At 65.0% G+C, this 14,735-nt stretch carries 14 protein-coding genes and 1 pseudogene; 5 read left to right on the top strand and 10 right to left on the bottom strand.

Annotation, left to right across the window (positions count from 1 at the left end; translation table 11 throughout):
• Positions 1-8 precede the first annotated feature (8 nt).
• From pheA to BM046_RS05465, 4 genes are all read right to left on the bottom strand, one after another.
• Positions 9-1,106 (bottom strand): prephenate dehydratase, encoded by a 1,098-nt coding sequence (pheA, locus tag BM046_RS05450; protein ID WP_090537802.1) that lies wholly within the window; start codon positions 1,104-1,106, stop codon positions 9-11.
• Between the two features lie 6 nt (positions 1,107-1,112).
• Positions 1,113-2,198: a 3-phosphoserine/phosphohydroxythreonine transaminase gene (serC, locus tag BM046_RS05455; protein WP_090537804.1), complete on the bottom strand. Its 1,086-nt coding sequence runs from the start codon at positions 2,196-2,198 to the stop codon at positions 1,113-1,115.
• An 8-nt stretch (positions 2,199-2,206) separates the two neighbouring features.
• Positions 2,207-4,828 (bottom strand): DNA gyrase subunit A, encoded by a 2,622-nt coding sequence (gene gyrA / locus BM046_RS05460; RefSeq protein WP_090537807.1) that lies wholly within the window; start codon positions 4,826-4,828, stop codon positions 2,207-2,209.
• 171 nt (positions 4,829-4,999) lie between these two features.
• On the bottom strand, positions 5,000-6,028 hold the full coding sequence (locus BM046_RS05465; protein WP_090537809.1) for a translation initiation factor eIF-2B alpha/beta/delta subunit family protein: 1,029 nt from the start codon (positions 6,026-6,028) through the stop codon (positions 5,000-5,002).
• Between the two features lie 234 nt (positions 6,029-6,262).
• Here BM046_RS05465 and ubiG point away from each other — a divergent pair, with 234 nt between their 5' ends.
• From ubiG to BM046_RS05480, 3 genes are read left to right on the top strand one after another with little or no spacing between them, the layout of a single operon-like run.
• On the top strand, positions 6,263-6,964 hold the full coding sequence (gene ubiG / locus BM046_RS05470) for a bifunctional 2-polyprenyl-6-hydroxyphenol methylase/3-demethylubiquinol 3-O-methyltransferase UbiG (RefSeq protein WP_090537811.1): 702 nt from the start codon (positions 6,263-6,265) through the stop codon (positions 6,962-6,964).
• 2 nt (positions 6,965-6,966) lie between these two features.
• Positions 6,967-7,647: an HAD family hydrolase gene (locus BM046_RS05475; RefSeq protein ID WP_090537813.1), complete on the top strand. Its 681-nt coding sequence runs from the start codon at positions 6,967-6,969 to the stop codon at positions 7,645-7,647.
• Positions 7,640-8,383, top strand: a complete 744-nt coding sequence (locus BM046_RS05480) for a YciK family oxidoreductase (protein WP_090537816.1) — start codon at positions 7,640-7,642, stop codon at positions 8,381-8,383. The genes BM046_RS05475 and BM046_RS05480 overlap by 8 nt, the downstream gene beginning before the upstream one ends.
• A gap of 72 nt (positions 8,384-8,455) precedes the next feature.
• Here the strand turns inward: BM046_RS05480 and rluB are convergent.
• From rluB to BM046_RS05510, 6 genes and pseudogenes are all read right to left on the bottom strand, one after another.
• Positions 8,456-9,331 (bottom strand): annotated as a pseudogene (rluB, locus tag BM046_RS05485) (23S rRNA pseudouridine(2605) synthase RluB); the annotation flags it as partial.
• A gap of 86 nt (positions 9,332-9,417) precedes the next feature.
• The gene (gene scpB, locus BM046_RS05490; RefSeq protein ID WP_090537819.1) at positions 9,418-10,164 is read right to left on the bottom strand and encodes an SMC-Scp complex subunit ScpB; all 747 of its coding nucleotides are present in this window, start codon (positions 10,162-10,164) and stop codon (positions 9,418-9,420) included.
• Positions 10,145-11,014 carry a segregation and condensation protein A gene (locus BM046_RS05495; protein ID WP_090537821.1) on the bottom strand — a complete coding sequence of 290 codons (870 nt, stop codon included), beginning with the start codon at positions 11,012-11,014 and terminating at the stop codon, positions 10,145-10,147. Before BM046_RS05495 ends, scpB begins: the two co-directional genes overlap by 20 nt.
• On the bottom strand, positions 11,014-12,234 hold the full coding sequence (locus BM046_RS05500) for a tryptophan--tRNA ligase (RefSeq protein ID WP_090537823.1): 1,221 nt from the start codon (positions 12,232-12,234) through the stop codon (positions 11,014-11,016). The genes BM046_RS05495 and BM046_RS05500 overlap by 1 nt, the downstream gene beginning before the upstream one ends.
• A 92-nt stretch (positions 12,235-12,326) precedes the next feature.
• Entirely contained in the window at positions 12,327-12,959 is a 633-nt protein-coding gene (locus BM046_RS05505; RefSeq protein WP_090537825.1) for an L-threonylcarbamoyladenylate synthase, read from the bottom strand.
• A 37-nt stretch (positions 12,960-12,996) separates the two neighbouring features.
• Positions 12,997-13,872 carry a PHP domain-containing protein gene (locus BM046_RS05510; RefSeq protein ID WP_090537828.1) on the bottom strand — a complete coding sequence of 292 codons (876 nt, stop codon included), beginning with the start codon at positions 13,870-13,872 and terminating at the stop codon, positions 12,997-12,999.
• A 118-nt stretch (positions 13,873-13,990) separates the two neighbouring features.
• Here BM046_RS05510 and BM046_RS05515 point away from each other — a divergent pair, with 118 nt between their 5' ends.
• Positions 13,991-14,293: a YciI family protein gene (locus tag BM046_RS05515; protein WP_090537830.1), complete on the top strand. Its 303-nt coding sequence runs from the start codon at positions 13,991-13,993 to the stop codon at positions 14,291-14,293.
• A gap of 16 nt (positions 14,294-14,309) precedes the next feature.
• Positions 14,310-14,726, top strand: a complete 417-nt coding sequence (locus BM046_RS05520; RefSeq protein ID WP_090537832.1) for an SH3 domain-containing protein — start codon at positions 14,310-14,312, stop codon at positions 14,724-14,726.
• The last annotated feature ends 9 nt before the right edge of the window (positions 14,727-14,735 follow it).

Here is a 14,735-nt window from a genome sequence, read left to right on the forward strand (position 1 = left end):
CGACAGTTTCAAAGTACCGCTTTGGGATAGGAACCGAGAATCTTCAGCCCTACCGACTCATCGCGAATCTTTTCCAGTGCATCCTTGACCAGCGGATCATGCTGATGGCCGAGGAAGTCGATGAAGAACACGTAGGTCCACTTGCCACTGCGCGAGGGACGGGTCTCGATGCGCGTCAGGTCCACGCCGTTGTCGTGGAACGGCTGCAGCAGATGATGCAGCGCGCCCGGACGGTTGCTCATGGACACGATCACCGAGGTCTTGTCATCGCCGGTCGGCGGCACTTCCTGATTGCCGATGATCAGGAAACGCGTGGAGTTGTCCGGGCGGTCCTCGATCTTCTCGGCAATCCGGGTCAGCCCGTAGAGTTCGCAGGCCATGTCGCCGGCGATGGCCGCCGAATTCCACTCGCTCTGCACCCGGCGCGCCGCATCCGCATTGCTGGCCACCGCCACCCGCTCGATGTTGGGGTAGTGGGCATCCAGCCACTTGCGGCACTGCGCCAGGGACTGGGCATGGGAGTAGACCCGGGAAATCTTGTCCACCCGGGTGTTCTCGCCCACCAGCAGATGGTGGTGAATGCGCAGCTCCACTTCGCCGCAGATCACCAGGTCATGCTCGAGGAAGCTGTCCAGGGTGTGGTTGATCGCACCCTCGGTGGAATTCTCCACCGGCACCACGCCGAAATGCACGGCGCCGGCCGCCACCTCGCGGAAGATCTCATCGATGGCCGCCATCGGCAGGCTCTTCACCGAGTGACCGAAATGCTTGAGCGCCGCGGCCTGGGTGAAGGTACCCTCGGGCCCCAGATAGGCCACACGCAGCGGCTCTTCCAGTGCCAGGCAGGCAGACATGATCTCGCGGAACAGCCGGGCAACCTCTTCGTTGTCCAGCGGCCCCTTGTTCAGCTCCATGATGCGCTTGAGCACCTGGGCCTCGCGCTCGGGGCGGTAGAACACCGGCTGCTCGCCCTCGGCCAGGGTCTTCTGCTTCACCTCGGCCACCACCTGGGCACAGCGGGCACGCTCGCTGATCAGCTCCAGAACCTTCTCGTCGATGGCGTCGATCCGGTTACGCAGGGCCTTGAGTTGGGCTTCTTCTGACATCGCTGATCAACCGTGCTGTTTTTCGAATTCGGCCATGTAGGCCACCAGCGCATCCACCGCCGCCTCGGGCACGGCATTGTAGATGGAGGCACGCATGCCACCCACCGAGCGATGCCCCTTGAGGTTGAGCAGGCCGCGCTCTTCGGCACCGGCCAGGAACGGCTTGTCCAGACGGTCGTCGGCCAGACGGAAAGGCACGTTCATCCAGGAGCGGTCGGCGATATTGATCGGGTTGGTGTACAGCTCGCTGGCATCGATCGCGGCGTACAGCTTGCGCTGCTTGGCGTCGTTGATGCGCTGCATGGCCTCCAGCCCACCCTGCTCCTTGAGCCACTGGAAGATCAGCCCGGACAGGTACCAGGCGAAGGTCGGCGGCGTGTTGTACATGGAGCCATTGGCGGCGGCCACGCTGTAATCGAGCATGGTCGGACACCTGCTGTGGGCCTTGCCGAGCAGGTCCTCGCGGATGATGACCACTACCAGGCCGCTGGGACCGATGTTCTTCTGCGCGCCGGCGTAGATCAGGCCGAAACGCGATACATCCAGCGGACGGGACAGAATGGTGGAGGACATGTCCGCCACCAGCGGCTTGTCACCCACATCGGGAATCCAGTTGAATTCCAGGCCGCCGATGGTTTCGTTCGGGGTGTAGTGCACATAGGCGGCATCGGCCGACAGCTGCCACTCGTTCTGCCCGGGGATGGCGAAGTAATCGTAGCCCTTGGCCGAGGCCGCGACGTTGACGTGACCGTAACGGGAGGCCTCCTCGATGGCCTTGCGCGACCAGATGCCGGTGTCGATGTAGTCGGCGCTGCCGCCCTCGCCCAGCAGATTCAGCGGGATCTGCGCGAACTGCTGACTGGCGCCACCCTGCAGGAACAGCACCTTGTAGTCCGACGGGACGGCGAGCAGGTCGCGCAGGTCCTGTTCGGCCCGCTCGGCGATACCCACGAACTCGTCACTGCGGTGGCTCATTTCCATGACCGACAGGCCCTTGCCCTGCCAGTCCAGCAGCTCAGCCTGGGCTGTCTGCAATACGGCTTCCGGCAACGCTGCCGGGCCAGCACAGAAATTGAACACGCGTTTGCTCACCTTGACCTCTACTCTTCTGCGTCTGTGGTTCCGGTACTGCCTTCGGCTGCACCGGCGTCGGTATCGCCCATCTCTTCATCATCGCCTTCCTCGTCATCGGAAGGCTCCTGCACCCGCTCAAGACCCACCAGCTTCTCGCCGTTGGACAGCTTGATCAGGGTCACGCCCTGGGTGTTGCGGGACAGGCTTGAGACCTCGGACACCCGGGTACGCACCAGAGTACCCTGATCCGAGATCAGCATGATTTCCTCGCCGTCGACCACCTGTACCGCGCCGACCAGCGGACCATTGCGTTCGTTGGTGATCATGGCGATGACGCCCTGGCCACCCCGCTTGTACTGCGGGAACTCCTCCACCGGGGTGCGCTTGCCGTAGCCGTTTTCGGAGGCGGTCAGAATCTGCGTACCCTCCTCGGCAATCAGCATGGACACCAGTCGCTGTCCGTCGGCCAGGCGCATGCCGCGCACGCCGCGCGCGGTACGGCCCATCGGCCGGACGTCGGACTCCTCGAAACGGGTCACCTTGCCGCCGTCGGAGAACAGCATGACCTGCTTGCTGCCATCGGTCAGGGCAGCGCCGATCAGGATGTCGCCCTCGTCCAGATCCAGCGCGATCAGACCAACACTGCGCTGACGACTGAACTGCGGCAGCGGGGTCTTCTTCACGGTGCCGTTGGCGGTGGCCATGAACACGTACCAGCCCTCGGTGTACTCCTCCACCGGCAGCATGGCGGTGATGAACTCGCCCTCTTCCAGCGGCAGCAGGTTGACCAGCGGCCGGCCGCGGGCGGTACGCGAGGCCTCGGGAATCTCGTAGGTCTTGAGCCAGTACACCTTGCCCTTGCTGGAAAACAGCATCAGCGTGGTGTGACTGTTGGCCACCAGCAGGTGGGATACGTAATCCTCGTCCTTTACCCCGGTCGCCGCCTTGCCGCGACCGCCACGGCGCTGGGCCTGGTAGTCGGCCAGCGGCTGGCTCTTGGCATAACCGCCGTGGGAAATGGTCACCACGCGGTCTTCCTCGGTGATCAGATCGGCCACACTCAGATCCATGCGCGAAGCCACGATCTCGGTGCGGCGCTCATCGCCGTAGCTGTCACGGATCTGCTCCAGCTCCTCGACGATGACTTCCATCAGGCGCACCTCGCTGTTGAGGATGCGCAGCAGCTCGCCGATCTGAACCAGGATCTCCTGATACTCGGTCAGCAGCTTCTCGTGTTCCAGACCGGTCAGGCGGTGCAGGCGCAGATCAAGGATGGCCTGGGCCTGTTCCGGGGACAGGTAGTACTTGCCGTCACGCAGACCGTACTGCTCGGGCAGCTCATCGGGACGGCAGGATTCGGCACCGGCACGCTCGACCATCTCCATCACGCTGCCCGGCTCCCAGGCGGTCGCCAGCAGGCGCTCGCGAGCTTCGGCCGGGGACGGCGAAGCCTTGATCAGCTCGATCACCGGATCGATGTTGGACAGGGCCACCGCCTGGCCTTCGAGAATATGGCCGCGCTCGCGGGCCTTGCGCAGTTCGTAGACGGTGCGGCGGGTCACCACTTCGCGGCGATGGCGGATGAAGGCGTCCAGCAGCTCCTTCAGGTTGAGGATGCGCGGCTGGCCGTCCAGCAGACCCACCACGTTGATGCCGAACACGCTCTGCATCTGGGTCTGGGCATAGAGGTTGTTGAGCACCACCTCGGCCACTTCGCCACGGCGCAGCTCGATCACCACGCGCATGCCGTCCTTGTCGGACTCGTCACGCAGCTCGCTGATGCCCTCGAGCTTCTTTTCCTTGACCAGCTCGGCGATGCGCTCGATCAGCTTGGCCTTGTTCACCTGGTACGGCAGCTCGTTGATGATGATCTGCTGCCGGCCGCCGACCTTGTCGATATCCTCGATCTCGCAGCGGGCACGCACGTAAATGCGGCCACGGCCGGTGCGGTAGGCCTCGACGATACCGGCACGGCCATTGATGATGCCGGCGGTGGGGAAGTCCGGACCGGGAATGTGCTCCATCAGCTCGTCGATGGTGATATCCGGATTGGCGATCATCGCCAGACAGCCGTTGATCACCTCGGTGAGGTTGTGCGGCGGGATGTTGGTCGCCATGCCCACCGCAATACCGCTGGAACCGTTGACCAGCAGGTTGGGGATACGGGTCGGCAGCACCTCGGGAATCTGCAGGGAGCCGTCGTAGTTGTCGACCCAGTCGACGGTTTCCTTGTCCAGGTCCGCCAGCAGCTCATGGGTCAGCCTGGTCATGCGGATTTCGGTGTAACGCATGGCTGCCGCGCTGTCACCGTCCACCGAACCGAAGTTGCCCTGACCGTCCACCAGCAGGTAGCGCAGGGAGAACGGCTGGGCCATGCGCACTATGGTGTCGTAGACCGCCGAGTCACCGTGGGGGTGGTATTTACCGATCACGTCACCGACCACACGGGCAGACTTGAGATAGGGCTTGTTCCAGTCGTTCTTCAGCTCGCTCATGGCGAACAGCACCCGGCGGTGCACCGGCTTGAGTCCGTCGCGCACATCCGGCAGCGCCCGTCCCACGATCACGCTCATCGCGTAGTCGAGGTACGACTGCTTCATCTCATCTTCAATATTGACTGGAAGGATCTCTCTGGCCAGCTCACCCATGAAACGGCATTCCTTTTATTGTCGGCCACCGCTGGGGTGACCATGCGTACACAACGCGGAACGAGGCCCTGTCGGGTCCGGATCAAAGGGGCAAATGATACCACACCCCATGCCCCGGCGGGAGCCGCCCGACAATCCCGTGCTCGACATCACAGTCGCTCGACGGTCCTCTCAGTGCAGGCGCAGCGGACTCAGCAGCTCGGCGATTCGACCGGCGTCGGGACGCTCGACCACCCCGCGCTCGGTTACCAGCACATCGATGAGCTCCGCCGGGGTGACATCCAGTTGCAACCGCCCATCGCGCTGCAGCAGCGCATCCTCGGGCTCGATCTCATCCGCATCCTCCAGCCCCACATCAAACGCCGAGCTGGGCGCAACCACCATGAAACGCAGCCCATGGTGCATGGCCAGCACCGCCAGCGCATAGGTGCCCAGATCGCTGATCACATCACCGTTGGCGGCAACGCGCTGGGCACCCACCACCACCCAGTGCAGATTGTCGCCCTTCATCAGCTCGCCGGCTGCAGCGAGTACCTGAGCACTGACCGGCACCCCATCCTGCTCCAGCGCCCAGCGCGCCAGGCGCAACGCCCCGGCATCCTGATCCGCACACAGATGGAGATGCTCCATCAGCCCCGCCCCATGGGCGGCACGGGCCAGCTCCAGCAGCCCACGCAGACTGCCGCCGGCCAGATTGCCGGGCATTGCCAGCAATCGCTGCGACTGACTGGCGTGACGCTTGAAGACCTGCAGCCCCAGCTGGCCCATGCTGCGCGCCGCCTCCCGATCACTCAGATGCAGATCCATGGCCAGCTGCGCCAGCAGCTCCGGCACATCCGCTCCGCTGGAAGGCAGACGCTGCAACCGATCAATCACGACGCTCAGCACCCAGCCCAGCTGAGCCGATGCCGGTGACGACCCGGCCAGCAGCGTCAGATCAGGTTTCAGCGCCGCCAGCCAGTCAGCGCTCCGACCGATACGGCGCGCCGCCAGGGCGATACCGTAGGCCGCCACCACGCCGGCGGCCGCACCCGGGACCACGCCCTGGACGATGGCGTCTGCCACCTCATCCGCATCCCGACATTCCACCCACACCCGGGCCTCGGGAAGACTCCGATGATCGAGCAGGCGCAGATGATTGGTGTGCCATTCCAGTGCCGATGCGGCCGGCGGCACCTGATCCCGGGAAGGAAACTGCATGGGGGACTCCAGCGAAAACGCCATTATACCCCCAGCGCCTCGGCGCGTGCGCAAATGTCACTGCCCCAGCCCGGGAGCAGAGGGTATACTGCCGGAAGCCTCCTGCAATCCGCGACACGGCAGCTCGCGGCATCCGGGACTACACTGGCCGCAGGCGCCGCTGCCGCCTGTCCTGGCAGGTCAATAACAGATATCAGCCCCGCGGGGGCCGGCTAATTCAATGAGGGGATTGAAATGACGCTTAACGTCGATCGTGCGGAAGTTGCCAAATTCGAAGCACTGGCCAGCCGCTGGTGGGACCGTGAGAGCGAATTCAAGCCACTGCATGAGATCAACCCGCTGCGTACCAACTGGATTGACGACAAGGCATCACTGGCCGGCAAGGAAGTACTGGACGTCGGCTGCGGCGGCGGCATTCTCAGCGAAGCCATGGCCCAGCGTGGCGCCCATGTCACCGGTATCGACATGGGCGAAGCGCCGCTGGCGGTTGCCCGTCTGCATCAGCTCGAGTCCGGAGTGCAGGTGGACTACCAGCAGTGCACCGCCGAGGAAATGGCCGAACTCCACCCCGGGCGTTTCGATGTAGTGACCTGCATGGAGATGCTCGAGCACGTCCCCGATCCGGCCTCTGTCATCCGCGCCTGCGCCACCCTGGTCAAGCCGGGCGGCCACGTGTTCTTCTCCACCATCAACCGCAACCCGAAAGCCTTCGCCTTTGCCATTGTCGGTGCAGAATACCTGCTGCGCATGCTGCCGCGCGGCACCCACGAATATGCCAAGTTCATCCGCCCGGCCGAATTGAGCCGCTGGGCTCGGGAAGCGGACCTGGATACCCGGGACATCATCGGCCTGACCTACAACCCGCTGCTGCGCCACTACAAGCTCGCCCCGGACGTGGACGTCAACTACATGATCCACTGCCAGCGCGGTCAGTGACCATGCTCCAGGCAGTTCTTTTCGACCTGGACGGCACGCTGCTGGATACGGTCGAGGATTTTCTCGCGATCATCCACAGCATGCGCGAGCAACGCGGCATGCCGGAAGCGCCGCTGCACCTGATCCGCTCCACGGTCTCCGATGGCTCCGCCGGCATGCTCTGCGCCGCCTTTTCCATCACCCCCGAGCATGCGCAGTTCGCCGAGCTCAGGGACGAGTTTCTGGAGCGCTACCAGCAGGACATCGCCCGCCACACCCGCCCCTTTCCGGGTATTGTCGAGCTGCTCGACTGGCTCGACGCCGAGCAGCTGCCCTGGGGCGTGGTAACCAACAAGATGAGCCGGTTCAGCATCCCGCTGCTCGAAGCGATGGGTCTGGCCGGGCGCTGCGCCAGCCTGGTGTGCCCCGATCAGGTCAGCCGTGGCAAGCCGCACCCCGAGCCCCTGCTCAAGGCCTGCGCCGAGATGGGTGTGGATCCGGCACGCAGTGTCTACGTCGGTGATCACCTGCGGGACATCCAGGCCGGGCACGCTGCCGGCATGCGCACGGTCGCGGCGCTCTATGGCTATCTTCCCCCCGGGGATGATCCGTTACACTGGAACGCCGATTTCACCATCAGGAACGCCGCTGCCCTGCGCCCCTGGCTGGAGCAGCTGAAACAACAGGAGTCTTCCCATGTTTGATTACCAGGCCTCACCGGATCTGCTGCAAGGACGTGTCATTCTGGTCACCGGCGCCGGCGACGGCATCGGTCGCGCCTGCGCCCTGGCCTGTGCCGCCCACGGCGCCACCGTGGTGCTGCTGGGCCGCACCCTGGCCAAGCTGGAGGCGGTGTACGACGAAATAGAGAAAGCCGGGTATCCGCAGCCGGCGATCTGTCCGCTGAATCTGGAGACAGCGGCAGAGAAGGATTACAACGACCTGGCCGACCAGCTGTTCGATACCTTCGGCAAGCTCGACGGCCTGGTCCACAATGCTGCGCAGCTTGGCCCGCGCACCCTGCTCGATCAGGTCAAGAACGAGGACTGGCTCAGGCTGATGCAGGTCAACGTCAACGCGCCCTTCGCGCTGACCAAGGCGATGATGCCGCTGCTGCGCGCTGCGCCGGATGCCTCGGTGATTTTCGTGTCCTCCAGCGTCGGTCGCCGGGCGCGGGCCTACTGGGGCCCCTATGCGGTCAGCAAGTTCGCCCTGGAGGGGCTGATGCAGGTGCTGGCCGATGAGCAGGAAGGTACCAGCGAGATTCGGGTCAACAGCATCAATCCCGGCGCGACCCGCACGGCGATGCGCAAGGCAGCCTACCCCGCCGAGGAGCCGGAGAAGAACCCCGAACCGGCGGATATCATGCCGGCCTTCCTGTACCTGCTGGGCCCCGACAGCCAGAAGGTCAACGGCCAGGCGCTGGACGCGCGGGGCTGAAATGACAGGCCCCGGCGAACCGGGGCCTCAGATCGATCAGCGGCGCCGATCCCTGTCCCTGGGCTTGCTCTGGCGTACCGAGCGCGCCTGATGCATGGAGGGCTTGCGCGACTGGCGCTTCTGCCTTTCCTTCTCCGCCACGCTGACTTCGGGCAGACGCACCGGCGGCAGTCCGACCTCGGCGCTGAGCACATCCAGCTCCTGCTGGTTCATCTCACGCCAGCGCCCCACCGGCACCTCCGCGCCCAGGAACACCGGCCCGAAACGTACCCGCTTGAGACGGTTGACCCGCACGCCCTGGGATTCCCACAGGCGTCGCACTTCGCGGTTGCGGCCCTCCAGCAGACAGACATGGAACCAGCGGTTGATACCCTCGCCACCGGAACTGACGATGTCGGTGAAGCGCGCCGGCCCGTCCTCGAGCATGACGCCCTCCTTGAGCCGCTCGATCATCTCCTCGTCCACCTCGCCCATCACGCGGACCGCGTACTCGCGGTCCATCTGCCAGGACGGATGCATCAGCCGGTTCGCCAGCTCGCCATCAGTGGTGAACAGCAGCAACCCGGTGGTGTTGATATCCAGTCGTCCGACATTGACCCAGCGCCCCTGCTTGAGCCGCGGCAGCTGGTCGAACACGGTCGGGCGCCCTTCGGGGTCGTCACGGGTGCACACCTCGCCCTCGGGCTTGTTGTAGATCAGCACCCGGCGTACCACTTCGGTGTTGAGGTCACGCTTGAGCGGGCGGCCATCGACGGCGATCTGGTCGAGGCTGTCCACGCGACAACCCAGACGTGCCGGTTCACCGTTGACGGTTACCCGACCGGCGGAGATCCACTCCTCGACCTGGCGGCGGGAACCCAGCCCCATGCGGGCCAGGACTTTCTGCAGTTTTTCCCCGGCGGCAGGCACGTCTTCCTGCAGTTCGGGATTGATGGGTTGGTCTGTCATGGGCACCTCCCGGTGTGTTTGCGACTGAAATGAACGGATGGGTGCGCAGAATAGCACCCTGCCCGCGCAGCAGCCAGCGGGATCTACTACTCGTCCGGGTCCTCGGGCTCGACATCCATCCCCGGTGGCGGCAGGTCGGCAAAGTCGGTCTTGAGGCCGGTCTCCATTGCATTGAGCTCTTCGAGCAGGGTATGGAAGTCGGTGCCGGTCTCCACCTCCTCCTCGCCGCCGTCGGCCGGCGGCCAGGCAGGCTGCGAGCCCTCAGGTGCCTGTTCATCGGCCAGCGGCGGGTGCTCCAGCACCTCGCTGGGTTCACGCAGCTCCGCCAGTGGCGGCAGCTCGGCCAGACTGGTCAGATTGAAGTAGTCGAGAAACTGCCGGGTGGTAGCGTACATGGCCGGTCGGCCCGGCACCTCCCTATGGCCGACCACCCGTACCCATTCCCGATCCAGCAGCGTGCGGATGATCTGGCTGCTCACCGCCACGCCCCGCACTTCCTCGATCTCGCCCCGGGTTACAGGTTGGCGATAGGCGATCAGCGCCAGGGTCTCCAGCAGTGCCCGGGAGTAGCGCTGCGGCCGCTCCTCCCAGAGCCGACCGACCCACTCGGCATAATCACTGCGCACCTGCAGACGCCAGCCACCGGCCACCTCGCGCAACTCCACCGCCCGGTCGGCATACTCCTCCTGCAAACGGGTCAGCGCGCTGCGCAGCTCCTGCGCGGAGGGCGCCAGGTGCTCGTCGAAGAGTTCACGCATGCGCTCCAGGCTCAGCGGCTTGCCCGCCGCCTGCAGCACCGCCTCGAGAATCCGTTCAAGCGCTGGCTGTGACATCTGTCCTTACCTTGACGTGAATGGGTGCAAAGGGCTCGCTCTGCACCAGATCGACCAGTTGTTCCTTGATCAGCTCGAGCACCGCCATGAAGGTCACCACCACCCCGAGCCGCCCCTCCTCGGGAGTGAAGAGGCCGCTGAAGGGCACGAACTGGCCGCCCTGGAGCCGCTCCAGTACCTGTGTCATGCGCTCTCGGGTCGACAGTGTCTCGCGACTGATCTGATGACTTTCGAACATGTCGGCCCGACGCAACACCTCGGCCAGCGACAGCAACAGCTCCTCCATGCTCACCGGCGGATGGGCGGTCCGCGCCTGCAGGGCCGGCGGCGCAGCGCTGGCCAGGGCGATATCCCGACCCACTCGCGGCAGCTCGTCCAGCTGCTCGGCGGCCTGGCGGAAACGTTCGTATTCCTGCAGCCGCCGGATCAGCTCCGCCCGGGGGTCCTCTTCCTCGTCACCCTGGGTCTCCTGGCGTGGCAGCAGCATGCGCGACTTGATCTCCGCCAGCATGGCCGCCATCACCAGGTATTCGGCGGCCAGCTCCAGGCGCACGGCCTTCATCAGCTCCACGTAACCCATGTACTGGTGTGTGATCTGGGCAACGGGGATGTCGAGGATATCCAGGTTCTGCCGGCGGATCAGGTACAGCAGCAGATCCAGGGGCCCTTCGAAGGCATCAAGAAAGACCTCCAGCGCCTGGGGCGGTATGTACAGATCCTGGGGCAGTTCGGTAAGCGGCTGGCCATTGACGATGGCCAGCGGCAGCTCATGCTGCACCGGAGCCGGAGCAACCGGCGGCGCCGCTGTCGGGGCAGCGGCGGTCAGTTGCTCCGGCTCGCGAGTGCTCATCAGCCGCGGCGGTAGCTCAGGCCCATGGCCTGGCGCACTTCGTTGAGGGTGTCACGGGCCGCATCACGGGCGCGCTCGGCACCTTCGTTGAGGATCAGGCGCACCGCATCCGGATTGCCTTCGTACTCCACGGCCCGCTGCTGGATCGGGCCCAGTTCGGCGCAGATGGCGTCGATCACCGGCTTCTTGCAGTCCAGACAGCCGATGCCGGCGCTGCGGCAACCCTGATTGACCCAGTCGTGGGTGGCCTGATCGGTATACACCAGGTGCAGCTGATAGACCGGGCACTTGTCCGGATCACCCGGATCGGTGCGCCGCACACGGGCCGGATCGGTCGGCATGCGACGCACCTTCTCGCTCACCTCGTCGGTGGTGTCGCGCAGGGTGATGGTATTGCCATAGGATTTGGACATCTTCTGCCCATCCAGCCCCGGCATCTTGGAGGCCGGGGTCAGCAGCGCCTGGGGCTCGGGCAGGATGACCTTGCCACCGCCTTCCAGGTAACCGAACAGGCGTTCCTTGTCACCCAGGGTGATGTTCTGCTGCTCCTGCAACAGCGCCCGGGCCGTTTCCAGGGCCTCGGCATCGCCCTGCTCCTGGTACGCGGCGCGCAGGTTGCTGTAGAGCTTGGCGGCCTTCTTGCCCATCTTCTGGATTGCCGCACGGGCCTTGTCCTCGAACCCCGGCTCCTTGCCATACAGATGGTTGAAGCGGCGCGCCAGCTCCCGGGTGATCTCCACGTGGGACAGCTGATCGGCGCCCACCGGCACCAGACCGGCGCGGTAGATCAGGATGTCCGCACTCATCAGCAGCGGGTAACCGAGGAAACCGTAGGTGGCCAGATCCAGCTCGCGCAGTTTTTCCTGCTGATCCTTGTAGGTCGGTACCCGCTCCAGCCAGCTGAGCGGGGTGGACATGCCCAGCAGCAGACTGAGCTCGGCATGCTCCGGCACCTGGGACTGGATGAACAGGGTCGCGGAGGTGCCGCTGACGCCAGCTGCCAGCCAGTCGATCATCATGTCCCAGACGTTCTGTTCGATGTCCTGCGGGTTCTCGTAGAGGGTGGTCAGGGCGTGCCAGTCGGCGGCAAAGAAGAAGCACTCGTACTCATGCTGCAGCTTGACCCAGTTCTTCAGCACACCGTGATAATGACCAAGATGCAGGCGTCCGGTAGGACGCATGCCGGATACGACCCGGTGCCGGGATTCAACGGAACTCAAGGGATACTCCTGATTGTCTGGTAGTTCATAGGGGTTGGCAGTCGTCGGTTAGTTGCCGGCCACCAACGGTCCGGTCGGCGGCCGGCATGGCTTCAGTCACGGCTTGCACCGAAGGGCTCGGGATCGCCGAGACCGATGCGGCGCACCTCAGTCTCGCCATCGAGCAGCGCCACCACAGTGGTCGGCTCGATGGCGCAGACGCCGCCGTCAATGATCAGATCCACATGGTTATCCAGCCGGTCGCGGATATCCTCCGGATCGGTCAGCGGCAGGTCCTCGCCGGGCAGCATCAGGGTGACGCTCATCAGCGGCTCGCCCAGGGCTTCGAGCAGCGCCTGGGTAATGCGGTGACCGGGAATCCGCAGGCCTATGGTGCGCCGTTTGGGGTGCAGCAGCCGCCGGGGCACCTCGGTGGTGGCGTGCAGAATGAAGGTATAGGGCCCCGGAGTGTTGTTCTTCAATGCGCGGAAGGTGGCATTGTCCACCTTGGCGTAGACCCCCAGCTCGGAGAGGTCGCGGCACACCAGCGTGAAGTTGTGCTTGTCGTCCAGCTGCCGCAGCCGCCGAATGCGCTCCAGCGCGTTCTTGTCGCCGAGATGACAGCCCAGTGCATAGGCCGAGTCGGTCGGATAGGCGATCACCCCGCCCGCACGGATGATCTCAACCGCCTGGCTGATCAGCCGCGGCTGGGGGTTGTCCGGGTGGATCTGGAAGTATTGGCTCACGGCAGTAATCTCGCGTTGTTTAGCAGGAGTTTAGGATTTATTGAGCATGCATCACAACCGCATCGGTAAATCGGTTGTCGGTCCACAGCGGCTGGCAGTCGCTCGGCAGGGGCGTCATGGCGCCCAGGGCCATCCAGGGCGCCGCAGGATGGTGGAAATCGCTGCCGACACTGGCCAGAAAGCCGAATTCGATGCTCAGCCGGCCCAGCAACCCGACCTGCTCCGGCGCCTGCTTGCCATTGACCACCTCCAGACCGCGCCCGCCGGCCTCGGCGAAGTCGCGCAGCAGGCGCCGCAGCCGGGCCCGGGTAAAGCCGTAATGCCAGGGGTGCGCCAGCACCGCAACCCCGCCTGCCCCACGCAGCTGCTGCACCGCCTCGGCCAGGGTCGGCCAGTGCTGCTTGATATCCCCCAGCTTGCCGGCGCCCAGCCACTTGCGGAAGGCTTCCCCCTGGTCCCGGACATGTCCGACCTGCACCATCCAGTCGGCAAAATGCGGCCGTGCCGGCGGACTGTCGGGGTCGCCCCCAGCGGCGCGCTGGGCAGCCAGCGCGCCCTCCAGGGCGCCGGGCATGCGCTTGGCGGCCAATCGCTCGGCAATCTGTTCGGCCCGGCGCCAGCGCCCCTGGCGCACCTGCCCCAGGGCGTCCTGCAACCCCGGTGCGACAGGGTCGAAGCCATAGCCCAGCACGTGCACGGTATGGCCCTGCCACTGGGCCGAGAGTTCGACGCCACTGACCCACGCCATGCCCAGCCGGGCAGCGGCGTCACGGGCCTCATCCAGACCGTCCACGCAGTCGTGGTCGGTCAGAGCGACCAGGTCGACACCGGCCTCGGCCGCCCGGGCCATCAGCTCGGCCGGCGCCAGGGCACCATCCGACGCGGTACTGTGCATATGAAGATCAACCAACACGCCTGTCTCCGGTCATCCGGCAAGAGAATTCGGCTATTATGCCGCCTGGGCGCTGACAACACCTAACCGAATCGCATAACGTAGGCGCCAGGACCCGCTTCACCGATCAGGAGAACCCATGTTCTACGCCATCATCGCCAGCGATGCGCCTGGCTCACTCCAGGCCCGACTGGCCGCCCGACCGGCGCATCTGGAGCGCCTGCAGCAGCTGCAGGATGCCGGCCGCCTGCTGCTGGCCGGCCCCCACCCCGCGGTGGACGCCAACGACCCCGGGGAAGCCGGGTTCACCGGCAGTCTGGTAGTCGCCGAGTTTGCCTCCCTGGAGGAAGCACGCGCCTGGGCCGATGCCGACCCCTATGTCAGCGCCGGGGTGTATTCGCAGGTCGTGGTAAAACCTTTCAAACGCGTACTGCCAGCCTGATGACCGGAGAATCCACATGTCCAACCACCCCCTGATCCTCGCTCTGCTGGCCACACTCTGGCTTCCCCAGACCGGCATTGCGCAGTCTGCCGACACGCCCGCCGATGAGTCTGCCATCGAACAGCAGACCGAACAGGACATAGGCACCCTTCAGGCCGAGCTGGCCCGGATCGAAGCCGAGCGCCAGCGCCTGGCTGACCAGCTGGCCGGCAGCGGCAATGACAACGCTGCGCAGATCGAACAGTTGAGTACGCAGAACATAGCCCTGCGTGACCGCCTGGCGGTCATGGAGGAACTGGTTGACACCCAGCGCAGCGAAGAACAACGCAAATGGTTCACGGTCGGCGGTGCCACTGTGGCGCTCAGCCTGCTGGCCGGCTGGCTGCTGGGCCGTCTGGGTGGTGGTCGCAAACGCAATATGTGGTTGAATTGAAACAGCATA

It is taken from the genome of Halopseudomonas formosensis, from assembly GCF_900115905.1.
Lineage (GTDB): Bacteria > Pseudomonadota > Gammaproteobacteria > Pseudomonadales > Pseudomonadaceae > Halopseudomonas > Halopseudomonas formosensis.